Annotated in this window: 22 protein-coding genes; 13 read left to right on the forward strand and 9 right to left on the reverse strand. The window is 65.9% G+C overall.

Annotated elements, in window-relative coordinates; translation table 11 throughout:
• Positions 1-24 precede the first annotated feature (24 nt).
• Complete coding sequence (locus ACPUER_RS17620; RefSeq protein WP_310133070.1) at positions 25-903, reverse strand: MurR/RpiR family transcriptional regulator; 879 nt, start codon at positions 901-903, stop codon at positions 25-27.
• Positions 904-1,264: 361 nt separating this feature from the next.
• Here ACPUER_RS17620 and ggt point away from each other — a divergent pair, with 361 nt between their 5' ends.
• Entirely contained in the window at positions 1,265-3,016 is a 1,752-nt protein-coding gene (ggt, locus tag ACPUER_RS17625) for a gamma-glutamyltransferase (RefSeq protein WP_425131702.1), read from the forward strand.
• A 203-nt stretch (positions 3,017-3,219) separates the two neighbouring features.
• Positions 3,220-4,548, forward strand: a complete 1,329-nt coding sequence (locus tag ACPUER_RS17630) for a dicarboxylate/amino acid:cation symporter (RefSeq protein WP_425131703.1) — start codon at positions 3,220-3,222, stop codon at positions 4,546-4,548.
• Positions 4,549-4,550: 2 nt separating this feature from the next.
• Here ACPUER_RS17630 and ACPUER_RS17635 read toward each other — a convergent pair whose 3' ends face one another.
• Both ACPUER_RS17635 and ACPUER_RS17640 read right to left on the reverse strand, forming a co-directional pair.
• Positions 4,551-4,940: a DUF3331 domain-containing protein gene (locus ACPUER_RS17635; RefSeq protein ID WP_310133076.1), complete on the reverse strand. Its 390-nt coding sequence runs from the start codon at positions 4,938-4,940 to the stop codon at positions 4,551-4,553.
• Between the two features lie 44 nt (positions 4,941-4,984).
• A complete protein-coding gene (locus ACPUER_RS17640) occupies positions 4,985-6,277 on the reverse strand; it encodes an NAD(P)/FAD-dependent oxidoreductase (RefSeq protein WP_425131704.1) in 1,293 nt (430 codons plus the stop codon).
• Between the two features lie 147 nt (positions 6,278-6,424).
• On the opposite strand from ACPUER_RS17640, the gene ACPUER_RS17645 reads away from it, so the two are divergent.
• On the forward strand, positions 6,425-7,078 hold the full coding sequence (locus ACPUER_RS17645) for a TetR/AcrR family transcriptional regulator (RefSeq protein ID WP_425131705.1): 654 nt from the start codon (positions 6,425-6,427) through the stop codon (positions 7,076-7,078).
• Between the two features lie 101 nt (positions 7,079-7,179).
• Here the strand turns inward: ACPUER_RS17645 and soxR are convergent, their stop codons facing one another.
• Positions 7,180-7,659: a redox-sensitive transcriptional activator SoxR gene (soxR, locus tag ACPUER_RS17650; protein WP_310133084.1), complete on the reverse strand. Its 480-nt coding sequence runs from the start codon at positions 7,657-7,659 to the stop codon at positions 7,180-7,182.
• 80 nt (positions 7,660-7,739) lie between these two features.
• Here soxR and ACPUER_RS17655 point away from each other — a divergent pair, with 80 nt between their 5' ends.
• The 6 genes from ACPUER_RS17655 (at position 7,740) to ACPUER_RS17680 (ending at position 15,865) form a co-directional block, all read left to right on the forward strand.
• Complete coding sequence (locus ACPUER_RS17655) at positions 7,740-8,966, forward strand: efflux RND transporter periplasmic adaptor subunit (RefSeq protein WP_425131706.1); 1,227 nt, start codon at positions 7,740-7,742, stop codon at positions 8,964-8,966.
• A 13-nt stretch (positions 8,967-8,979) separates the two neighbouring features.
• Complete coding sequence (locus ACPUER_RS17660) at positions 8,980-12,093, forward strand: efflux RND transporter permease subunit (protein ID WP_425131707.1); 3,114 nt, start codon at positions 8,980-8,982, stop codon at positions 12,091-12,093.
• Complete coding sequence (locus ACPUER_RS17665; RefSeq protein WP_425131708.1) at positions 12,090-13,625, forward strand: efflux transporter outer membrane subunit; 1,536 nt, start codon at positions 12,090-12,092, stop codon at positions 13,623-13,625. Before ACPUER_RS17660 ends, ACPUER_RS17665 begins: the two co-directional genes overlap by 4 nt.
• Positions 13,626-13,754: 129 nt before the next feature.
• Positions 13,755-14,210 (forward strand): MarR family winged helix-turn-helix transcriptional regulator, encoded by a 456-nt coding sequence (locus ACPUER_RS17670; protein WP_425131709.1) that lies wholly within the window; start codon positions 13,755-13,757, stop codon positions 14,208-14,210.
• A gap of 234 nt (positions 14,211-14,444) precedes the next feature.
• Entirely contained in the window at positions 14,445-15,074 is a 630-nt protein-coding gene (locus tag ACPUER_RS17675) for a glutathione S-transferase family protein (protein ID WP_175959477.1), read from the forward strand.
• 179 nt (positions 15,075-15,253) lie between these two features.
• Positions 15,254-15,865 carry a cysteine hydrolase family protein gene (locus ACPUER_RS17680; RefSeq protein ID WP_175959476.1) on the forward strand — a complete coding sequence of 204 codons (612 nt, stop codon included), beginning with the start codon at positions 15,254-15,256 and terminating at the stop codon, positions 15,863-15,865.
• A gap of 19 nt (positions 15,866-15,884) precedes the next feature.
• On the opposite strand, the gene ACPUER_RS17685 is transcribed toward ACPUER_RS17680, so the two are convergent.
• On the reverse strand, positions 15,885-16,286 hold the full coding sequence (locus tag ACPUER_RS17685) for an amidohydrolase family protein (RefSeq protein ID WP_425131710.1): 402 nt from the start codon (positions 16,284-16,286) through the stop codon (positions 15,885-15,887).
• A 3-nt stretch (positions 16,287-16,289) separates the two neighbouring features.
• On the reverse strand, positions 16,290-16,766 hold the full coding sequence (locus ACPUER_RS17690) for a nuclear transport factor 2 family protein (RefSeq protein WP_425131711.1): 477 nt from the start codon (positions 16,764-16,766) through the stop codon (positions 16,290-16,292).
• Between the two features lie 318 nt (positions 16,767-17,084).
• Here ACPUER_RS17690 and ACPUER_RS17695 point away from each other — a divergent pair, with 318 nt between their 5' ends.
• On the forward strand, positions 17,085-17,471 hold the full coding sequence (locus ACPUER_RS17695) for a winged helix-turn-helix transcriptional regulator (RefSeq protein WP_175959474.1): 387 nt from the start codon (positions 17,085-17,087) through the stop codon (positions 17,469-17,471).
• Between the two features lie 516 nt (positions 17,472-17,987).
• Here the strand turns inward: ACPUER_RS17695 and ACPUER_RS17700 are convergent.
• Positions 17,988-18,359 carry a hypothetical protein gene (locus tag ACPUER_RS17700; protein WP_425131712.1) on the reverse strand — a complete coding sequence of 124 codons (372 nt, stop codon included), beginning with the start codon at positions 18,357-18,359 and terminating at the stop codon, positions 17,988-17,990.
• 611 nt (positions 18,360-18,970) lie between these two features.
• On the opposite strand from ACPUER_RS17700, the gene ACPUER_RS17705 reads away from it, so the two are divergent.
• Positions 18,971-20,089 carry a porin gene (locus tag ACPUER_RS17705; RefSeq protein WP_175959472.1) on the forward strand — a complete coding sequence of 373 codons (1,119 nt, stop codon included), beginning with the start codon at positions 18,971-18,973 and terminating at the stop codon, positions 20,087-20,089.
• 175 nt (positions 20,090-20,264) lie between these two features.
• Here the strand turns inward: ACPUER_RS17705 and ACPUER_RS17710 are convergent, their stop codons facing one another.
• Positions 20,265-20,663, reverse strand: coding sequence for a GreA/GreB family elongation factor (locus tag ACPUER_RS17710; protein WP_175959471.1), 399 nt, complete (start codon positions 20,661-20,663; stop codon positions 20,265-20,267).
• A gap of 512 nt (positions 20,664-21,175) precedes the next feature.
• On the opposite strand from ACPUER_RS17710, the gene ACPUER_RS17715 reads away from it, so the two are divergent.
• Complete coding sequence (locus ACPUER_RS17715; RefSeq protein WP_175959470.1) at positions 21,176-21,505, forward strand: DUF4148 domain-containing protein; 330 nt, start codon at positions 21,176-21,178, stop codon at positions 21,503-21,505.
• 157 nt (positions 21,506-21,662) lie between these two features.
• Here ACPUER_RS17715 and ACPUER_RS17720 read toward each other — a convergent pair whose 3' ends face one another.
• Positions 21,663-22,124 carry a CBS domain-containing protein gene (locus ACPUER_RS17720; RefSeq protein WP_072442482.1) on the reverse strand — a complete coding sequence of 154 codons (462 nt, stop codon included), beginning with the start codon at positions 22,122-22,124 and terminating at the stop codon, positions 21,663-21,665.
• A gap of 173 nt (positions 22,125-22,297) precedes the next feature.
• Here ACPUER_RS17720 and ribA point away from each other — a divergent pair, with 173 nt between their 5' ends.
• Complete coding sequence (gene ribA / locus ACPUER_RS17725; protein ID WP_034180409.1) at positions 22,298-22,948, forward strand: GTP cyclohydrolase II; 651 nt, start codon at positions 22,298-22,300, stop codon at positions 22,946-22,948.
• Positions 22,949-23,052: the final 104 nt, after the last annotated feature.

Below are 23,052 nucleotides of genomic sequence, written 5' to 3' on the forward strand. Positions count from 1 at the left end.
CTGCACTCGAATGGCGAGCGATCGTCATTCGGGCAAATCGCGCTGGTTGGCGTCCAGATCGATCCCCCCGGTATTGAGATGCTCGATCTTTTCCATCCGCTGCCGCGCCAGCTCCGGCAGCCGGTTCGTCACGCCGATCACGAGCGCTTCCGCGAGCGCCAGCGCCGGCACATTGGTCTGCAGCATCGCGAACGGGCGCCCGTGGATCCGCAGCACGATCTCCGCGAACTTGCCGATCGGCGACATCCATTCGTCGGTGATCAGCAGGATCCGCGTGCCGAGCCGGTGCGCGGCCTGCGCGAAGCGGATGCTGTCCTTCTGGTAGCGGCGAAAGTCGAAGATGACGAGCACGTCGTTGCGCCCCATGTCGGTCAGTGCGACCGACGCGAGATTCACGTTCGGTTCGACGTACTGCACGTGCGGGCGCGCATAGGCCAGCGTGAACGAAAACAGCGACGCGAGCGGCGCCGTGTAGCGCCCGCCGCCGCAGAAGATGCGGACGTCCGGATTGGCCAGCAACGCCACGGCTGCGTCGAACGCGGCCGCGTCGAGCCCTTCGATCGTGGCCGCGAGCGATTCTGACAGCCGCTGGAAAATCGCCGAATGGCTGTCGCGCAGGCCGGTTTCCGAATGGAACGCATCCATTCGCGCGAGCGGCGAATTCATCGCCGTGTCGATCTCGTCGTACAGCGCCTGCTGGAACGACGAGTAATTCGGAAAGCCGATCCGGCCGACAAAGCGGAACACGGTCGGATCGCTGACTTCAGCCTGCTTCGCGAAGCTCGCGATCGGCCCGAGGCCGAGGCTCGGATAGCGATCCAGCAACGCGTGCGCAACCTTCTGTTCCGACGGCGTGAAGCTATCCATCTGGGATAACAGCAACGCCCTGATGCTCGTCCCCATCGGGCACTCCAGCTCTCTTATCTGAATGACAAACGGCAGACGTGCGTCTGCCGGGACTCCACGCATGTTAGCCGATCGACGTGCGGCGGGCCGCGCGCGGGCCGAAATTAGAGGGACGTATCACTCGGCCAGGTGGTCCGTTCATCAATGTAATGAAATGAACATTTCTGCGGAAGCGTTTTCGCGCGTATTCGCTACAAAATTCAGTACTAACCCTAGGTTTTGGCGAAAAAAAGCGAGTGCTATGATCGCGGCCTCGCCGGAATGTACCGTTTATTACATGCCGGATCGGCAGCGTTGGCACGCGATGACGCGGCGGCGCATCCCGGCATGGTCCGGTTATTTGTCTGGAGGATTCCGCATGAGGCGGCTCGTCGTACTCACCCTGTTGTCGGCTTTGAGCGTGTGCGCGTTCGCCGCTTCGGACCCCGCGGTTGAAGCGAAGAACGGCATGGTCGTGTCGTCGCAGCACTTCGCGTCGCAGATCGGCGTCGACATCCTGAAGCAAGGCGGCAACGCGGTGGACGCGGCGGTGGCGGTCGGTTACGCGCAGGCGGTGACCAATCCGTGCTGCGGCAACATCGGCGGCGGCGGCTTCATGACCGTGCACCTGGCCGACGGCCGCGACCGCTTCATCAATTTCCGCGAGACCGCGCCGGCCGCGGCCACGGCGAACATGTATCTCGACGCGTCGGGCAACGTGCGCCCGGGCGAAAGCCTGTACGGCTATCGCGCCGTCGGCGTGCCGGGCACGGTCGCCGGCCTCGATCTCGCGCAGCGCAAATACGGCAAACTGACGCGCAAGCAGGTGATGGCACCCGCGATCCGACTCGCGCGCGACGGCTTCATCCTGACGCGCGGCGATACGGACATCCTCGACACGACGATCGACCGCTTCAAGAAGGACCCGGACGCGGCGCGCATCTTCCTGCGGCCCGACGGCACGCCGCTGCAGCCGGGCGACCGCCTGGTGCAGAAGGATCTGGCCCGCACGCTGGAGCGGATCGCGGCGCAGGGGCCCGACGCGTTCTATCACGGCGAGATTCCGAAGATCGTCGAGGCGGCGTCGAAGCAGGCGGGCGGCCTGATCACGGCGGCCGATTTCGCGTCGTACCGGGCCGACGACATGGCCCCGCTGAAGTGCACGTACCGCGGCTACGAGTTCGTGTCGGCGCCGCCGCCGAGTTCGGGCGGCGTGACGATGTGCGAGACGCTGAACATCCTCGAGGGGTATGACCTGCGCAAGCTGGGCTATCACTCCGCGGCGTCGGTCCACTATATGACCGAAGCGATGCGGCACGCGTACGAGGATCGCAACACGCTGCTCGGCGATCCGAACTTCATCGACAATCCGGTCGCGAAGCTGACGAGCAAGGAATATGCGGCGCAAATCCGCAAGAGCATCCATGCCGATACGGCGACGCCGTCGGTCGACGTGCAGCCCGGCGTCGGCGTGCACGAGAAGCCGGAGACGACGCATTACTCGATCGTCGACCACGACGGCAATGCGGTATCGACGACCTATACGGTCAACGGCCGCTTCGGCGCCGTGGTCATCGCGCCGGGCACGGGCTTCTTCCTGAACGACGAGATGGACGACTTCACCACGAAGGTCGGCGCGCAGAACCTGTTCGGCCTCGTGCAGGGCACGCGCAATTCGATCGCGCCGGGCAAGCGCCCGCTGTCGTCGATGGCGCCGACCATCGTGACGAAGGACGGCAAGGTGTTCATGGTGGTCGGCTCGCCGGGCGGGTCGCGCATCATCACGATCACGCTGCAGACCGTGCTGAACGTGATCGACTACGGGATGACGCCGCAGGACGCGGTCGCCGCGCCGCGCATCCATCACCAGTGGCTGCCCGACGAGGTCTATTACGAAACCTACGGCCTGTCGCCCGATACGCTCGCGATCCTGCGCAACATGGGCTACAAGATGGTCGAGCAGACGCCGTGGGGCGCGGCCGAGCTGATCATGGTCGGCCTGCCGGGCACCGAAGCGGCGAGCCGCCAGAGTTCCGGGAACGATTCGTCCGTGTCCGGCAACGTGCGTGTCGGCTTCATCTACGGCTACAACGATCCGCGCCGTCCGGCCGGATCGGCGATCGGCTACTGACCTGATCGCATCATGCTGAACCGCCGCCGCCCGCATTCGCGTTTCCGCGAAGGCCGCGACGGCGGCAGCGCGTCCGTTCGCGGACATCTGCAAGCACGATCGGCGCCTGTGCGTGGCATTGCGCGTACGACCGGCTTGCCACACACGTGCCCTGATGCGCGCCTTTCATCCGTCAACCCCTTCACCGTGCGACGAATCCCGTTATGAACAAACGAATGTCTGCGGCAGGCTGGATCCTGCTCGCGATGGCGGCCGGCATCTTCATCGGCTACCTGATCTTCACGCAGCTTCCCGACAAGCAGTCGGCCGCGGAAATCGCCGGCTACATCTCGCTCGTGTCCGATGTGTTCCTGCGGCTGATCAAGATGGTGATCGGCCCGCTGGTGTTCTCGACGCTCGTCGTCGGCATTGCGCACATGGGCGATGCGTCGTCCGTCGGGCGCGTGTTCGTGAAGGCGCTCGGCTGGTTCGTCACCGCGTCGCTGATCTCGCTGCTGCTCGGGCTGCTGATGGCGAACCTGCTGCGGCCCGGCGAGAACCTCGGCCTGCCGCTGCCGGACATCGGTGCGTCCGCGCATCTCGCGACGTCCAAGTTCACGCTGAAGGATTTCGTCGGCCATATGGTGCCGAAGTCGTTCGCCGAGGCGATGGCGAACAACGAGATCCTGCAGATCGTCGTGTTCTCGCTGTTCTTCGGCGTTGCGCTGGCGGCTCTCGGCGAGCGCGGCAAGATCCTCGTCGCCGCGATCGACCAGTTGTCGCACGTGATGCTCAAGATCACCGGCTACGTGATGAAGCTCGCGCCGCTCGCGGTGATGGCGGCGATGGCGTCGACCGTCGCGATCAACGGGCTGTCGATCCTGCTGAAGTTCGCGGTGTTCATGGGCGACTTCTACGTGAGCCTCGTGCTGCTGTGGGCCACGCTCGTCGCCGCCGGGCTGCTGTTCCTCGGCCGCCGCGTGTTCAAGCTGCTCCTGCTGATCAAGGAAGCGTTCATGCTGTCGTTCGCGACCGCGAGCTCCGAGGCCGCGTATCCGAAGATCCTCGATGCGCTCGACCGTTTCGGCGTGCGGCGCAAGATCGCGAGCTTCGTGATGCCGATGGGCTATTCGTTCAACCTCGACGGCTCGATGATGTACTGCACGTTCGCGTCGCTGTTCATCGCGCAGGCCTACAACATCCATCTGTCGCTCGGCACGCAGGTCACGATGCTGCTGATCCTGATGCTGACGTCGAAGGGGATGGCCGGCGTGCCGCGTGCATCGCTCGTCGTGATCGCGGCGACGCTGCACCAGTTCAACATCCCGGAAGCCGGGCTGCTGCTGATTCTCGGCGTCGACACGTTCCTCGACATGGGCCGCTCGGCCACGAATGCGGTGGGCAACTCGATCGCCAGCGCGGTGGTGGCGAAGTGGGAAGGCGAACTGATGTCGGAAGCAGAGGCGCAAGTGCATGCCGCGCATCTCGATGCCGAACTGGAACGGCAGAACAACGATCCGGCCTACGGCGCCGGTCAGGCCACGTCGACCTGACGTCAGGCGGCCAGCGCCTCGTCGATGCACGCCGCCAGCACCATCGCGGCTGCGTTGCCCGGCGTCGAGCCGAGCAATTGCGGCGCATAGACGCTGTCGCCGATCTCGATCGAGCGCCCCGACAGCGCGCAGGTGCCACGCTTGCGCGTCGTGAACAGCCGCCACTTCTGGTAGCCGTAGTGCCCGGTGCATGCATCGCACCACGAAATCATCACGGTGTCGGCCGTGGGCCGCTCGAGCACGCTGATGGTCGGCCGGCTCGTCGCGTCCCACGACGGCAGCCGGTCGCGCGTGACGCTGCGCCGCCGCGGCATGCCCCACGATAAGGACGGCATGTCGAAGCTGCCGATCGCGGCGACGGTCATGAGCCAGGGCGCTGCACTGTCGTTCATGTCTGTTTTCCTCGAAACGTTACGCGACACCGCGACGCGCGGCATCACGACAGGCGGATGCGCGGCTGCACGCAGCCGTTGATCCGTTCGGCGATCCACAGCAGGGTCGCCTTGGAGAAACCGTGCAGCGCCTGCTGGTGCCGCCGGTAGAGCATCAGGTGGCTGAACTGCGCGAAACGCCCCTGGATGAAGCCGCCGCGGAAGAACCCGAATTGCCCGAGCGTGCCGAACGCGTCGTAGTCGCTGATCGACACCAGCGCACCGAAATCGTGGAACGCGAACGACGGCATCGGCTTGCCGTCGAGCCACGCGGGCAGGTGCTTCGCGAGATGCTCGGCCTGCTGCGTCGCGACCTGCGCGGTCGGCGGCAGCGGCCGTTCGTGGCCGTCGGGCAGCAGGCTCGCGCAATCGCCGATCGCGAACACGTGCTCGTCGCCCGTGGCCTGCAGCGTGGGCCCGACGACGATCTGGTTCGCGCGGTTCGTGTCGAGCCCGCCCAGCGCCTGCATGAAATCGGGCGCCTTCACGCCGGCCGCCCAGACCATCAGGTCTGCTTCGGCGTACGAACCGTCGCCGTAGTGGAAGCCGTTCGCGTCGGCCGACGTGACGCGCGTCGACGTCAGCACGTGAAAGCCGATCTGTTCGAGCCGCCGCTGCGCCGACGCGGAAATCCGCGGCGGAAACGCGGCGAGGATGCGCGGGCCGCTTTCGAGCACCGTCAACTGCAGCCGTTCGCGCACCGTCGCGTCGCCATAGGCCTGCGCCACTTCCAGCAACCGGCTCAGCTCCGCCGCGAGTTCCACGCCCGTCGCGCCCGCGCCGACGATCGCGACGCGAAACGGCTCGTCGTGCGCGATGCTGCGGAACACGCGCATCCGCAACGCTTCGTTGAAGGTCTCGGCCTGCTGCTGGCTGTCGATGAAGTAGCAGTGCTCGCGCACGCCCGGCACGCCGAAATCGTTGGCCTGGCTGCCGAGCGCGAGGATCAGCACGTCGTAGTCGAGTTCGCGGGCCTCGATCACCACGTTGCCATCCTGCGAGCGGATCTCGCCGAGCTGCACGCGGCGGCGCGCACGATCGAGCCCCTTCAGTTCGCCGGGCTGGTACGTGTAGCCGTGGTCGCGTGCATGGGCGAGGAAGATCACCTGTTGCTGCTGGACGTCGCGCGTGCCGGCCGCGATCGTGTGCAGCATCGGCTTCCAGATATGCGTCGGACTGCGGTCGACGACGGCGACCTGCGCGCGCCCGGACCGGCCGAGGCGCTCGCCCAGGCGGGTCGCGAGCTGCAGTCCGGCGATCCCGCCGCCGACGATGACGATGCGTGTAGGGGTTGTCATGAATAAATCATCACGTGATGAATAATGTATGATCCTAGCGCTTCCCGGCTTCGCGTGTCAACGGAGCGGGGCAGGCAACCCGGTTCCGTCGACGTGAAACCGGGGCCCGAACACGGGTATTCGAACCATTCAAGGGAGCAGGAAAACGTGGCTGAAGTCACTGAGCACGCGCCGTCGAAGCGGCGTACGCGCGGGCGGCCGCTGGCGGAGGCGTCCGTCGGTCCGGACGTGATATTGCGGGCCGCGCGCCGTACGTTCGCGAAGCGTGGCTACGACGCGACGAGCGTGCGCGAGGTCGCGCGCGAGCTGGGCGTCGATGCGGCGCTGATCGCCCATCATTTCGGTACGAAGGAAACCTTGTGGCTGGCCGTCGTCGAGCAGATCGTCGACCTGGCGACGCCGATGTTCGACGCGCTGCGTGCGTTGCGCACGTCGTTACTGCCGCATCGCGACCGCGTGCGGCGCGCGCTCGAGCTGTGCGTCGATCACGAATTCGACGAGCCCGACATCGGCATGTTCTTCTCGACCGCGGCAACGGAGGAGGGCGGGCGGCTCGACCGCCTGCAGGAGCGGATCGTGCGTCCTTATCACGATGCGATGTTTCCGCTGCTGGCGGACGCGGTCGAGGCCGGCGCGATTCGCCCGGTCGATCCGAACGTGCTGTTCTTCATGATCGCGAGCGCGATCGGCACGACGGTGTCGTACAGCCACATGATGCTGGCGTTCACTTCGCTGCCGACGCAGCGGGACGCGTTCAAGCAGGCCGTGCTCGCCGCCGCGCTCAACATCATCGGAGTCTGAGCACCGCCGCGCGCACGATGCGCGCGTTCACGTCGCGGCAACCAGGCCCGGTTCGCTCACAGCGTTCCGCGCGCCATTGCGCGCCGCATCCGGCCCACGCATCATTCGACGTCCATAGGCGGCTTGTCGCCGAGCCAGCGCCTTGCGCCGGGCCCGTTGCGGCCCGCGCGGTCTTCCGGGTTGGTCAGCTTGCAGCGCTTCAGCGACAGGCAGCCGCAGCCAATGCATTCGTCGAGGTTGATGTAGAGCCGCTGCAGCTCCTCGATCCGGCTCGCGACGCGCTGCTTCCAGCCGCGCGACAGCCGCTGCCAGTCCTTGTTGCTCGGCGCGGTGTCCTCGGGGAGGCTGACGAGCTGCTCGGCAATCTCGTCGAGCGAATAACCGATCTTCTGCGCGAACACGATGAACGCGATCAGCCGCAGCACCGCGCGCGAATAGTGGCGATGGCTCGAGCCGTTCCGGTGCGACTTGATGAGCCCACGCATCTCGTAGAACCGCAGCGTCGACGCCGGCACGCCGCTGCGCGCGGCCACTTCGCGGATCGACATCAGCGGCCATTTCGGTTCTTCCGGGGTACCCATGACGTTCTCCGGGAAAAGCTTGACTTGAAGTTAACTTCAACTTTTATGCTACGCGGCAGTTTAACCCGTCGCGAGGCATCATGTTCTCCTTATCCCTACGCAGGACGTCGCCTTTCGGCGCCGCCTGCGCACTGCTGCTGGCGTTGTCGGGCTGTCACGACGGCAAAGGCGCAGCGTCAGCCTATCCCCTTCCCGAAGTCGGCGTCGCAACCGTCGCGCCGCGTACGGTCCGCCTCGCCGACGAATTCAACGGTCGCGTCGAAGCGGTCGACGCGGTCGAATTGCGGCCGCGCGTGAGCGGCTATCTGCAGCGTGTCGCTTACAAGGAGGGCGATCTCGTCGCGCAGGGCGCGCTGCTGTTCGAGATCGACCCGCGACCGTACCGGATCGCGCTCGACCGCGCGAACGCGCAGCAGCAGCGGGCCCGCGCGGCCGCGAGCCTCGCGAACGTACAGCTCAGGCGCGTGCAGACGCTGATCGATGCGCACGCAACCTCCCAGGAAGAACTCGACAACGCGCGCGCCACCGCCGAGCAGGCGCGCGCGGACCTGCAGGCGGCCGACGCGGCCGTCGCCGACGCAAAGCTCAACCTCGGCTTCACCGAAGTGCGCGCGCCGATCGCGGGCCGCGTCGGCCGCGCGGTCGCGACCGCCGGCAACCTCGCGCGTGCCGACGACACGCTGCTGACGAGCGTCGTATCGCAGGATCCGGTCTACGTGTATTTCGACTGCGACGAGCAGAGCTACCTGCGCTATAACGCGCGGCGGGCCGATCCGAAGCATCGCGCGATCGGCGCCGATCCGGTGCGCGTGGGCCTTGCGAACGAGACGGGTTTCCCGCACGCGGGCACCGTCGACTTCCTCGACAACCGGCTCGATCCGCAAACCGGCACGATCCGCGCGCGCGTGCGGCTGACCAACGCGGACCACACGTTCACGCCGGGCCTGTATGCGCGTGTGCAGCTCGTCAGCGGCCGCGACCAGGATGCGCTGCTCGTCGACGACAAGGCGGTGCTCACCGACCAGGACCGCAAGTACGTATACGTGATCGGCCCCGGCGACAAGGCGCTGCGGCGCGACGTGACGATCGGCCGCGAGCTCGAGGGCGAGCGGATCGTCGAGAAGGGGCTGCAGGCGGGCGACCGCGTGGTGGTCGACGGCGTGCAGCGGATCTACTATCCGGGCGCGCAGGTGAAGCCGAAGGCGCTGCCTGTGCGTGCCGACGCCGGTGCCGGCAATGGCAATGGCAGCGGCACGGGCGGCGGCATGCAGGCCGTGGCCGACGCCGGCGCGCCGGCCGCGCAATGAGGGGAGGCATGTAATGGATTTCTCCCGATTCTTCATCGACCGGCCGATCTTCGCGGTCGTGCTGTCGATCGTCATCTTCGCGATCGGCCTGATCTCGATTCCGATGCTGCCGGCCGGCGAATACCCGGAAGTCGTGCCGCCGAGCGTCGTCGTGCGTGCGACGTACCCGGGCGCGAACCCGAAGGAAATCGCCGAATCGGTCGCCGAACCGCTGGAAGAGGCGATCAACGGCGTCGAAGGCATCATGTACATGAAGTCGGTCGCCGGATCGGACGGCAGCCTGCAGGTCGTCGTCACGTTCCTGCAGGGCGTCGATCCCGACACGGCCGCCGTGCGCGTGCAGAACCGCGTGAGCCAGGCGCTGTCGCGCCTGCCCGACGAGGTGCGCCAGTACGGCGTGACCACGCAGAAGCAGTCGCCGACGCCGCTGATGTACGTGAGCCTCTATTCGCCGGACAACAGCCGCGATTCGCTGTACCTGCGCAACTACCTGACGCTGCACGTGAAGGACGAACTGTCGCGGCTCACCGGCATCGGCGACGTCGGCGTGTACGGCTCGGGCGACTACGCGATGCGGCTGTGGCTCGACCCGAACCGGCTCGCGTCGCGCGGGCTGACCGCGAGCGACGTGATCGCGGCCGTGCGCGAGCAGAACGTGCAGGTGTCCGCCGGCCAGCTCGGCGCGGAGCCGTCGCCGAAGTCGAACGACTTCCTCGTGTCGATCAACGTGCGCGGCCGCCTGCGCACGGTGCAGGAATTCAGCGACATCGTGCTGCGCAACGGCGACGACGGCCAGGTCGTGAAGCTGTCCGACGTCGCGCGCATCGAGCTCGGCGCGGGCGACTACACACTGCGCTCGTATTTCAACGACAGGCATTCGGCCGTGGTCGGCATCTTCCTGTCGCCGGGCGCGAACGCGCTCGACGTCGCGAAGGCCGTGTATGCGAAGCTCGACGAACTGTCGAAGCGTTTCCCGCCCGGCGTCGCGTATCGCCCCGTGTGGGACCCGACCGTGTTCGTGCGCGAATCGATCCGCGCGGTGCAGCACACGCTGATCGAGGCTGTCGTGCTGGTCGTGCTCGTCGTGATCCTGTTCCTGCAGACCTGGCGCGCGTCGATCATTCCGCTCGTCGCGGTGCCCGTGTCGGTGGTCGGCACGTTCGCGTTTCTCCATCTGCTCGGCTATTCGATCAACACGCTGACGCTGTTCGGGCTCGTGCTCGCGATCGGGATCGTCGTCGACGATGCGATCGTCGTCGTCGAGAACGTCGAGCGCAACATCGCGCAGGGGCTGAGCCCGCGCGATGCCGCGCACCAGGCGATGCGCGAGGTGTCGGGCCCGATCGTCGCGATCGCGCTGGTGCTGTGCGCGGTGTTCGTGCCGATGGCGTTCATGTCGGGTGTCACGGGCCAGTTCTACAGGCAGTTCGCGGTGACGATCGCGATTTCGACGGTGATCTCCGCAATCAACTCGCTGACGCTGTCGCCCGCGCTCGCCGCGAAGCTGCTGCGCCCGCACGGTGCGCCGAAGGATGCGCTCACGCGTGCGCTCGATCGCGCATTCGGCTGGCTGTTCCATCCGTTCAACCGCTTCTTCGAGCGCAGTTCGGACCGCTATCACGGTGTCGTCGCGCGCACGCTGAAACGGCGCGGCGTGGTGTTCGCGGTCTATGCGGCGCTGCTCGCGGCCACCGCGCTGCTGTTCAACGCGGTGCCGGGCGGCTTCATCCCCGTGCAGGACAAGCTGTACCTGTTCGCGGGCGCGAAGCTGCCGGAAGGCGCATCGCTCGCGCGCACCAGCGCGGTGACCGAGCAGATGACGAAGATCGCGCTCGGCACCGAAGGCGTCGAGATGGTGCCGGCGTTTGCCGGACTGAATGCGCTGCAGGGCGTGAACACGCCGAACATCACGAACTCGTACGTGATCCTGAAGCCGTTCGACCAGCGTCACCGCAGCGCCGCGCAGATCAACGCGGACCTGAACGCGCGCTTCGCGGCCATCGGCGGTGGCATCACCTACGCGCTGATGCCGCCGCCGATCCAGGGCCTCGGCAACGGCTCCGGCTACTCGCTGTACCTGGAAGATCGCGGCGGGCTCGGCTACGGGGCGCTGCAGAACGCGCTCGTCGCGTTCCAGGCCGCGGTCGCGAAGACGCCGGGGATGAGCTACCCCGTCAGCTCGTACCAGGCGAACATCCCGCAGCTCGAGGTGAAGGTCGACCGGCTGAAGACGAAGGCGCAGGGCGTCGCGCTGACCGACCTGTTCAACACGCTGCAGGTTTATCTCGGCTCGATGTACGTGAACGACTTCAACGTGTTCGGCCGTGTGTACCGCGTGATGGCGCAGGCCGATGCCGGTCACCGGCAGACGGCCGCCGACATCGCGAACCTGCGCACGCGCAACGCGAAGGGCGAGATGGTGCCGATCGGCTCGATGGTGACGGTGGGGCCCGCGTACGGGCCCGACCCGGTCGTCCGCTACAACGGCTATCCGGCCGCCGACCTGATCGGCGACGCCGATCCGAAGGCGATGTCGTCGTCGCAGGCGATCGCGAAGCTCCAGCAGATCGCGAAGGAGGTGCTGCCGCCCGGCATCACGCTCGAATGGACCGACCTCAGCTACCAGCAGGTCACGCAAAGCAACGCGGCGATCGTCGTGTTCCCGCTCGCGGTGATCCTGATCGTGCCCGTGTGCATGTGCGCGGCGCTGTTCGGCGTGTGGCTGTCGGGCGGCGACAACAACGTATTCGTGCAGGTTGGTCTGGTCGTGCTGATGGGGCTTGCGTGCAAGAACGCGATCCTGATCGTCGAGTTCGCGCGCGAGCTCGAAATCCAGGGCAAGGGCGTGATCGAGGCCGCGCTCGAGGCGTGCAAGCTGCGGTTGCGCCCGATCGTGATGACGTCGGTCGCGTTCATCGCCGGCTCGGTGCCGCTGCTGATCGGCAGCGGCGCGGGCAGCGAAGTGCGCGCGGCCACCGGCGTCACCGTGTTCGCAGGGATGCTGGGCGTCACGCTGTTCGGGCTGTTCCTGACGCCCGTGTTCTATGTGGCGATCCGCAAGCTCGCGGGCGGCACGCCGGCCGTCTGGAGCGAGCAGCACGGCACCCTCGAAGGAGAAACCCAATGAGCGCCGCTTTCCGTCTTTCCGCGCTCGCGATGTCGGTGATGCTGGCCGCGTGCGCGGTTGGCCCCGATTTCAAACGTCCCGATACGGCCACGGCCGCGCGGTTCGCGCGCGACGCGCAGCCGGCGACGCAGCGCGAGGCGTCACCGTCCAATACGACGTCCGATACGACGTCTGATACGCCGCCCGACGCGTCGGCCGATGCCGATGCCGCGTTCTGGCGCGGTTTCGGCGATCCGGCGCTGACGCGGCTGATCGACACGGCGCTCGCGGCGAACCAGGACCTGCAGGTCGCCGTGTCGCGCTACGACGCGTCGAACGCGCTGCTGTCGCAGGCGACGTTCGACCGCTATCCGACGATCACCGCGAGCGGCCAGATCGGCCATCAACTGACGAGCAAGGACCAGGCGTTCGGCGCGCCGCGCAGCCAGCGCGACACGCCGATATCCAGCGTCGGGATCAATGCGGCATGGGAACTCGACCTGTTCGGCCGGGTGCGCCGCTCGATCGAGTCGCAGCGTGCGGAAACGGCTGCGAGCGTGGCAGACGTGCGCGCGGTGCGCGTCGCGATCGCCGGCGAGGTCGCGAGCACGTACGTCGATCTGCGCGGTTCGCAGGAGCGGCTGCGGATCGCGCGCGACAACGCCGACAACCAGAAGCAGACGCTCGCGCTGATCAATGCGCGCGTCGGCGCGGGGCGTGGCTCCGAACTCGACGCAGCGCGTGCGCGGGCGCAGTACGAATCGACGACGTCGCGGATTGCCGTGTACGAAGCCGCGATCGGCGTCGACGAGCACCGGCTCGCGGTGCTGACCGGGCAGACGCCGGATGCGCTGATCGGCCGGTTCGATCTCCCGAAGGCCGTCGCTTCGGCGGGCACGCCCGTGCCGCTGCCGACGCTTGCCGCCGATATCGATCCCGGCACGCCGGGCGACCTGCTGCGCCGGCGTCCCGATGTCGCGGCCGCCGAGGCGCGGCTGCACGCGGCGACCGCGCGTGTCGGCGTCGCGACGGCCGACCTGTTTCCGCGCTTCACGCTGTCGGGGTTGCTCGGCAGCGCGACGAGCAGCTACGGGTTCTTCCGCGCGGGCAGCGACACGAACCTGATCGCGCTCGGCATCGACTGGTCGTTCCTCGACGTCGGCCGCGTGCGTGCGCGGATCGCCGCGAGCGATGCGGAAGCGGCAGGCCAGCTCGCGCAGTACCGGCAGACCGTGCTCGGTGCGCTGGAGGAAACGGAGAACGCGCTGCTGCGCGTCGCACGCACGCGTGACGAGACAACGCACCTCGTGCGTGCGGCGGACGACAGCGCGCGTGCCGCGCAGCTCGCGCAGACGCGCTTCTCGGCCGGCGCGATCGACTACTACGAAGTGCTCGACGCGCAACGGACGCTGCTGCAGGCTCAGGGTGCGGCGGCCGACGCACGCACGCGCTTCGCGGCATCGACGGTCGCGCTGTACAAGGCGCTCGCGGGCGGCTGGCCGTCGGGAACGGCGCAGCGCGTGCAAGGGCCGCTCGCGCGGTCGGGACAGTAGCGCGGGCAGGGCAGCGCGGCAGGCTGGAACGATCTTGCCTGCCGCGCGGTGCGCGACTACCTGTGGAGGGGAACCGTATCGAGGTAAGATTTGATTGCAACTGCAATTAAACGAAAGGAACGACCTGACATGAGCGCACCCGCACCCGATCTGTGGTTCTCGTTCGTCCGCGCGCACCGGACGATGATTCGCGAGATCGAGCGCCGCCTCGCGGATGCCGGCCTGCCAGCGTATGCGTGGTATGACGCGTTGTGGGGGCTCGAAAGCGGGCCTGATGGCACGCGCCGCATGCACGAACTGGCCGACGTGCTCGCGATCGAGCGCTACAACCTCACGCGGCTCGTCGACCGGCTCGAACAGGAGGGGCTCGTCACGCGCGCCCGTTCGGCCGACGACGGCCGCGCCGCGTACGCGAGCATCACCGACAAGGGGCGGGCACTGCGCAAGAAGATGTGGAAGGTTTACCAGTCGACGGTCTCGGAACTCTTTCTTGGGCAGTTCACCGGCAAGGAGCAGGTGGCGATGGCCGCCGCGCTCGATCGCGCGACCGCCGCGGCGCGTGAAGCGACGGCCGACGCGAAGTAGCGGCATCCGGCTCGCGCGTCGGCCGCGCGCATACCGGTGCATCGCCTGTGCGGCTCGCGCGAAATAGCCGGGTTCGCGCGACCATGCTCGCCCGCCGCGCGCCGGCCTGCCCGGATCGCACAGTCTGCATATCCCTCTTCCGAGTGCTGGCATGTACCGGAGCCCCAAGTCCCGGCGTAGGATTGCAATTGCAACGATTGTAGTTGCAACGATAACCGGATGACAATGACCGACATGACATCGACGCACTCCCTCACGTTCTATACGGCCGACACGCCGAACGGGCACAAGATCGCGATCTATCTGGAAGAGGCCGGGCTCGCGCACGACCTCGTGCACGTGAACTTGTCCGCCGGCGAGCAGCGCAGCCCGGCGTTTCTCGCGATCAACCCGAACGGCAAGATTCCGGCCATCGTCGACCACGACACCGGGCTGGCCGTGTTCGAATCCGGCGCGATCCTCGGCTATCTCGCCGCGAAGACGGGCTGTCTGCACCCCGAAACGCTGGCCGAGCGTACGGCGGTCCAGCAATGGCTGCACTTCCAGATCGGCGGGATCGGGCCGATGCTCGGCCAGCTCTGGTGGTTCCTGCATGCATCGAAGACGGTCAATGCGGAAGCGATCGCTCGCTACCGGAACGAAGCGCGGCGCCTCTATGGGGTCGTGAACGGCCGATTGTCGGAGTCGGCGTATCTCGCATCGTCGCGATACTCGATCGCCGACATCGCCGCGTTTCCGTGGTTGCGCTCGGCGGCCGAGCTCGATCTCGACGTTGCCGATTACCCGCATGTCGAGCGCTGGCTCGCCGACATCGCCGCGCGGCCGGCCGTTCAGCGGGGCCTGGTCGCCTGCCGCGCTTCCTGAACCGCGGTCGCTCGCTCGTTGGCCCGATCCTGTCGGACGTTGTCCCGCGGGCCGCTGTCGCGCAAAGCCGCTCTGCCCGACACTGGCGCCTCGCGGCCGGGGAGGCCCCAGGCCGCGTCCGGCGGCGCCGGCAAGCCCGCGCGCCGTTCCGTTCAATGTGCCAACCGAGAGAGCGACCCATGCAACATCCGACCATCCGTACCCTGGCCGGCGCGACGGCGCCGACGTCGATCGTCGCCGCCCGCACCGCGCTGCTGGTGATCGATTTCCAGAACGAATATTTCAGCGGCCGCCTGCCGATTCCGGAAGGGCCTCACGCGCTCGGCAACGCGCGGCGCGTGATCGCATTCGCCGACCGTGCGGGCATTCCCGTGTTTCATGTCCAGCACGTCGGTACGGCCGACAGCCCGATCTTCGCCGACGGTAGCGACGGCTTCCGCTTTCACGCGGACCTGCAGCCGGCGCCGCACCACACGGTCGTGAAGAAGACGTCGGTGAGCGTGTTCCCGACCACGGACATCGATGCGCGCCTGAAGGCGGCCGGTATCGACACGCTGATCGTCACGGGCCTGATGACGCATGCGTGTGTCGCCGGCGCGGCCCGCGATGCGGTGCCGCTCGGCTATGCGGTGATCGTCGTCGACGATGCATGCGCGACGCGCGACCTCGATGTCGCGGACGGCGGCACGGTGCCGCACCGCGACCTCCATCGCGCGACGCTGGCCGCGCTGTCGGATACGTTCGGCGACGTGCTGACGACCGGGCAGGTGCTGGCGCTCGACGTCGCCTGACGGCCGCCCGGTTCATGCTTCAGTCGGCCCGGCCCGGCGCGGCGTATACGATTTCGCCGCGCAAGCTCGTCTCGATCACGCGGGTTTGCGCGAAGGTATCGACCGGGAGCGCGAACGGATTGCGGTCGAGGATCGCGAAGCTCGCGTCCTTGCCCGCTTCGAGCGAGCTCGTGCAGTCGTCGAAACGCAGCGCGTACGCGGTGTTCACCGTATAGGCTTCGAGCATCGTGAGCAGGTCGAGGCGCTCGTGCGGATTCCACGGCGGGCTGTCGGGCTGGTCGGTCGGCAGGTGCGTGACACCCGTCTGGATGATCTGCATCGGGTCCATCGTGCTGACCGGCCAGTCTGAACCGGCCGCGAGCATCACGCCCGCGTCGCGCATGCTGCGGAACGGGTAATTGCGCGCGGCGCGCCGGCCCACGCGTCAGAACATCGTGTTCCGGTTCGCGGCCGTTTCGGGCAACGACTGGATCACGTCCCAGTGCTCGACGATCTTGCCGTCCTTCACGCGGAAGATGTCGACGACCGCTTCGCCGCGATCGCCCGGACGCTCGGTCGCATGTACGTGCAGGTAAACGAGATCGCCGTCGGTCGCGCTGCGGACGATGCGCGCACGCGATGCCGGGTTCTTCTGGAATGCGCCGACGAAGTACGACACGAACGGCTTCTTGCCGTCCGGTACGTGTGGGTTGTGCTGCTTGTAGTCGTCCGCGACGACGGCGGCTGCCTCGACCGCTTCGTGCTTGTTGAAGAAGCGGTTGTAGAACGTCAGCACGAGCTGGCGGTTGGCTTCCTCGGCGGCCAGGTCGCGCGTGGCCGGGCCGGCGGCGAATGCGGCCGCCGATGCGGCCAGCAGGACGCATGCGGCAACGGTGCGAACGGGGGAGCGGAGCGATGACATGTAGCGTTTTCCTTGTCTGGCGATTCGTCGGTTGGCGTGCGATGCGCGCCTGCGGGTTGCGCCGATCGTGACGATCGGCGGGCGATGGGGGCTTGGCCGCGAGTACGCATGCCGCAGCGACACGCAGGGTGCGTCGCGACCGGAGACGTTGCGACGACGGGCTGCATCGTCATGCTTCGTTGAACTGGTCAATTCGTACGTGCGGCTTTCGGGTCGATCGAATGGTACAGTTGCCGCGACCCCGTCACAAGAAGTCACCGCGGTGTGAACAGGTCACGCCGCGGTGACCGTGCATTGCCCGTGAAAGAGAATCCAGTCATGCCGTTCCCGCCCGCCGACGAAACCGTCGAACTCGATCAGCCATGCCCGATCCGCGATGTGCTCGACCGCATCGGCGACCAATGGAGCCTGCTCGTGCTCGAAGCGCTGTCCGGCGGGACGATGCGCTTCAACGAACTCGGCCGCGCGATCGGCGATGTGTCGAACCAGATGCTGTCGCGCACGCTCAAGCGGCTCGAGCAGGACGGCTTCGTCAGCCGCACGCTGTTCGCCGAAGTGCCGCCGCGCGTCGAATATGCGCTGACCGACCTTGGGCGTTCGTTCCTGACACCGATGCAGGCGATGATCCGGTGGGCCGACGAACATCATCGTGCGATCTGCGCCGCGCGCCTTCGGGCAAGGGAGCAGGAGGGCGGCGCTCGCTGAGGGGATGCGTGCGCCGTTCAGTCGCTTGTCGGGCTGTTGCGGACGAAGCGCGATGCGGTGACGCATGTTCGATGCATTCGCATCGACATCGCATGATTTCGTTATCCGAATGATTTGGTCGGAATGGACGGCTTGACGATGCTTTGCCGTATTCGTCGCGAATGCCGCGATGCGCTTGCAATATGGCGCCCGGATTAATGGGCCTGGCACCCCGGGGCGCGAAACATTCGGGCGTCTGTTGCGCGGCATGCGATGCGCGCGATAAGAGAGTGGCGGGAATTCGGTCGATGCATGATGACGCGCCGGAGATCGGCGGCCATGTTGCGTGTCGACGTTGCTTGAATGGACGCCCAGGCGTCGGCTTTGGCGGTCGGGATCGTTCCGGAGAAGGGGCGAGCGGCGCAGCAGCCGCGAGTGCGCCTGTCGGGCACCATGATTCCGGAGCCGAACGACGCGGGTTCGCACGCCGTCCGGCTCCGGGCCCGGGGCCGCCACGGGCCGGACCCGGGCAACCGCCTATCGCCACGAACCGTCGACGTAGACCCACTCTTGTCCCTGGCGACGCCAGTAGCCGGGTACCCAGCGACGACCGGGGCGTCGTGCGACCCAGCGGCCGGACACCCATATATAGCGGCCGCGCTGCCAGCGCCAGTAACCGTCCGTCCATATATAGGCGTGGGGCCGTGGTGGCGGGGGGCGGGGGTCGTGCCGGGCCGCCGGCGGCCCGAAGCCCGGGCGGTCGGTATCAGGCGGCCCGCCGGGCACGCGGTTCGGGCCGGACGGCCGGTATACCGGCGGCGCGGGCTGGGCCGAGGCGGCGCGGAACCAGCCGGTGCCGACGAAGGCGGCGGTCAATCCGATGGCGCGCAGCAACGAGCGTCGATTCATGGCGTGTCCTGTTCTGTATTGGAGGAGGCTGCTCCACATTAGCGTGCCGGTACGCCGGCCGGGTTACGCGGGCGGTTAAGGCTGTTACCGCGTGTCACGGCACACGGCTGGGCGGCCAGCCGGTGGAGATCGACCTTCCGTTTCTGCGGACTGACAGGCGGACATCGCCCGCTGCACGGGCGTCGCTCCCTGTTTACTGGTCGAACGACACGTTTTAGACGATCGAAGCTCGGCATTTGAGGCTGAAATGGGTAAAAATTGCCGATTTCGGGGTTTCAGTCGAACCTGTTTGTTGTTTCTATGCAACCGTCAAGACGGCGACATGAAAGAATGGTGCGATGAAAGCCTCCAAAAAGCCTCCGTCAAGAAGTCAAAAACAGACGTCAAAACAAATACTTATAATGTTTCCCCACTTTCATTATTTCTAGTTCTGGAAAAGCTTATTTCTTTATTTGCGGATCGCGTCCCTAGGGTACACCCCTAAACTCACGGTTCCCAAACGGGCAACTATCCGGGCGCGGCCAGCAGGACCGATGGCGTTCCCGGGCGGTTGAGACCGTTTATGAAACAAGGTCGCGAGACCTGCCTCTTTTTAGAAGGGAGCTCCACGAATGAACAAGACTCTGATCGTTGCAGCAGCTGCAGCATCGTTCGCTACCGTCGCTCACGCGCAAAGCAGCGTCACGCTGTACGGCGTGCTGGACGCAGGCATCACCTACACGAGCAACGTCCAACCGGCACTGGGTCAAGCTGGCAAGTCGCGTTGGGCGATGGGTTCGGGCATTGACCAGAGCCGTTTCGGCCTGCGTGGCTCGGAAGACCTGGGTGGCGGCCTGAAGGCAATCTTCACGTTGGAAAGCGGCTTCGGCATCGGTAACGGCAAGCTGGGCAACAACGGCGGCATGTTCAACCGCCAAGCTTTCGTCGGCCTGTCGAGCCAGTACGGCACGGTCACGCTGGGTAAGCAGTATGACGCAACGCAAGACTACCTGGCGCCGCTGACGGCAACGGGTTCGTGGGGCGGCACGTACTTCGCGCACCCGCTGAACCTCGACCGTCTGAGCACGACCGGCGATGTCGCATCGAACAACACGATCAAGTTCACGAGCGCGAACTACGCTGGCCTGCAATTCGGCGGCACGTACTCGTTCTCGAACAACACGAACTTCGGCAACAACCGTGCGTACAGCGCGGGCGTTGCATACCAGTTCCAAGGCCTGAAGCTCGCAGGTGCGTACTCGCAAGCGAACCTGGGTGACGGTACGAACGGCAACGGCGCAACGTCGTCGGCGATCGGTGGCCTCGCTAGCCAAGGCCGCGTCCGCACGTACGGTGCTGCTGCTGGCTATGCATTCGGTCCGGCACAAGTCGGCGCTGCATGGACGCAAGCGCGTCTCGACAACAATGCAGTCGGTGTGGGCACGCTGCGCACTGACAACTACGAAGTCAACGCGAAGTACAACCTGACGCCGGCTCTCGGCCTGGGCGCTGCTTACACGTACACGAACGCGAAGATCAACAACGGCAGCACGCACTGGAACCAGTTCGGCCTGCAAGCTGACTACGCACTGTCGAAGCGCACGGACGTCTACGCACAAGCTGTGTACCAGCGTGCAGCGAAGAACGGCATTGGCGCATCGATCTACAACGGCGACAGCTTCAGCAACAACCTGCCGAGCTCGTCGATCAACCAAACCGCAGCAACGGTTGGTCTGCGTCACCGCTTCTAAGCGTGACGGCGGGGTAACCCGCTTCGCAGCATCAAAAGGCGCCTTCGGGCGCCTTTTTTTTCATGTGCGGAATGTGATGTCGACGATTCGCGTCGTCCGGATGCAAAAAAAGCGAGGCCTGTGCCTCGCTTTTTTCGTTGTGCGCGGTTACGGCGCGGTGCCGCCGGCAGATGGCTCAGCGCGTGTATTCGCCGTTGGCTTCCGGCTGGAACACGATTGCGGCGACCTTCATCAGCTTTTCGACGCCGCTCGGCTGCATCACCTTGACCATCTGGCCGCGCTGGGTGCCCAGCAGTGCCATGCCAACGGGCGAGAAGACGTTCAGGCGGCCGAGCTCGAGATTGGCGGCGTCCGGATAAACAATCGTCCAGGTGGCCTGTTCGTGGGTCGATTCGTCGAGCAGCGTGATCTGCGAGTTCATCGTGACGACGTTCGCCTTGATTGCGTCGGGCTGGACGATGTCGGCGCGTTCGAGCAGCGTATCGAGCATCGTCTGGAAGCGCGGGTTGTGTTCGGCGTGCTTCTCGAGGCGAGCAACGTCGAGTTCGGTCAACTGATAAAGGCGTTGTTTCATGGCAGTTCTCCAAATGATCGGCAGGGGCAGGCGTGGCGTGCCTATGAGGATCGCCCGGAGCCTGTCTGACCTGGCTCCGGGAGGAGACCGAGCCGTCAGATCAGGCGCCGGGCAGGGGCGAGCGGCGCCTGGGCCGTGCGTCGAGCGAGTGGGTGCGCCGGATGGCCGGCGCGCGCGCGCACGCCGGCCGGGCCGGACGGCGAAACCGAGAGGGGCGTGAGCGCGTACATGGTGGATGGAATATCGACTGGCGAATAAAACCTTACGATTTTACAACACAACCTTCGGGATATGTGATCCGGCTGTTGGCGTTTCGTCAGCGATTGTTGTGCGGATGAAGCAAGTGTCAATGTCCTGGTCCATAAACAGTGGGCGATATTTTCCAAAATCGCAACGCTGTATGTTCAAACCAAGGGTTTTCCCTTGAGGTGGTGAGAACTACACTAGGTTCAATCGCTTCAGACAGTCCTGCCGAGGCGACGTCAAAACAGAACATATTCCGGAGGTAAATCATGAAGTCGATCATCTACGCAGCCATCGCCGCATCCGTCCTTGCGGCCCCGATCGCATCGTTTGCACAGGCAGACCAAGGGCTGACCCGCGACCAGGTCAAGGCCGAACTGGTGCAACTCGAACAGAACGGCTACAAGCCGCTGGCGAGCGATTCGCAATATCCGAGCGATATCCAGGCCGCCGAACAACGGATCCAGCCGAACCAGCCGATGCTCGCGCAGGCCGATACGAGCGGCTACGGTGCGGTGGCGACGAGTGCCGGACAAGCTGGCCGTCGCATGACGCGGGAAGCACCGAATCCCGTGAACTCGGTCTACTTCGGCAACTAAGCGAACGTCCCCGGTCTGCCCGAGCGCACCACTTAATCGACGAGACGCGCGCCGTCCGCGCGCGTCGTTCGCCCGCAGGAGCAGAACCTCCGTCGCCGCATTCCGGCGGCTTTCCGCCCAGACGCTTATGCGTTTGGGCCTTTTTTGCTGGAGCGGGTCAGACGGACGTAACCGCGGGCGTGCCGTGGATGTAGTGTTCGAGCTGGCTGATCGTGAACTGCTGATCGGCAATCACGCTCTTCACGAGGTCGCCGATCGAGATGAGGCCGATCAGCTTGCCGCCGTCGAGGACGGGCAGGTGGCGCATCCGGTGCTCGGTCATCAGCGCCATGCACTCGTCGGTGGACTGCGACGGTTCGACGTAGCGCACCTTCGCCGTCATGATTTCCTCGACGCGGGTGGCTTTCGATGAACGGTCCTGCAGGACGATCTTGCGCGCGTAGTCGCGCTCGGTGACGATGCCTGCGATGTCGTCGCCGTCCACGACCAGCAAAGCGCCGATGCCCTTTTCCGCCATCAGCTTGATGGCGTCGTAGACGAGGTCGTTCTTCTTGACGGTGTAGATGGTGCGGCCCGAATCCGGCTTGGCCTTGAGAATCTGCGCGACAGTCGTACTCATTCGCTTTCTCCGTGTGCAGGTCGATGCAGGGAAGGCAGGCGTGATGCGCGTCACCCGATGGACCCAGTATAGCCGGGCAGGCGGCAGTCGCGTGACGTTTCCAGATTAGCGGTAAACTCCCGTCACGCACTATCCACACAACTCCTACATTCCTGAACGTTTCGATTGAATTCATGATGTCTTTGCGTCCCCAATCGCCCACGCCGGGCAATGGCCAGGCCGACGAGTGCGTGACGCTCGTCGCCACTGCGTCGCTGCCTACGCGCTACGGTACGTTCACGTCATACGCATTCCGCGTATCGGGCAGCGATGCCGAACATCTCGCGCTCGTGATGGGCGACGTGACCGGCGAGCAGTCCGTGCTGACGCGGCTGCATTCCGAATGCCTGACCGGCGACGTGTTCGGCTCATACCGCTGCGATTGCGGCGAGCAACTCGATCTCGCGTTGCGCTACATCGCGGCCGAAGACCGCGGCGTGCTGCTGTATCTGCGCGGCCATGAGGGGCGCGGGATCGGCTTGAGCAACAAGATTCGCGCATACGCGCTGCAGGAGCAGGGGCGCGACACCGTCGAGGCGAACCTCGACCTCGGCCTGCCCGACGACGCCCGCGAATACGACTCGGCCGCCGCGATCCTCCGTATCCTCGGCGTGACGTCGGTGCGCTTGATGAGCAACAACCCGAAGAAGTTCGACACGCTCGCGAAGCACGGCATTCCCGTCTGCGAACGCGTGGCGCTCGCGGTGCCCGTGCGCGAGGAAAACGAGCGTTATATTCGTACGAAGCAGACGAAGTTCGGGCATTACTTCGAGGAAAACGAGTAGGGGAAGTTTGGGGCTAGTGTCCTGTTCCGTTGTTAACTGAACTATGTTCGCGTAGCATGTAGACGTCAACGGAACGGGAGACGTCAACATGGCGATGGGACGAC

This window comes from Burkholderia sp. DN3021 (assembly GCF_049805555.1).
GTDB lineage: Bacteria > Pseudomonadota > Gammaproteobacteria > Burkholderiales > Burkholderiaceae > Burkholderia > Burkholderia pyrrocinia_C.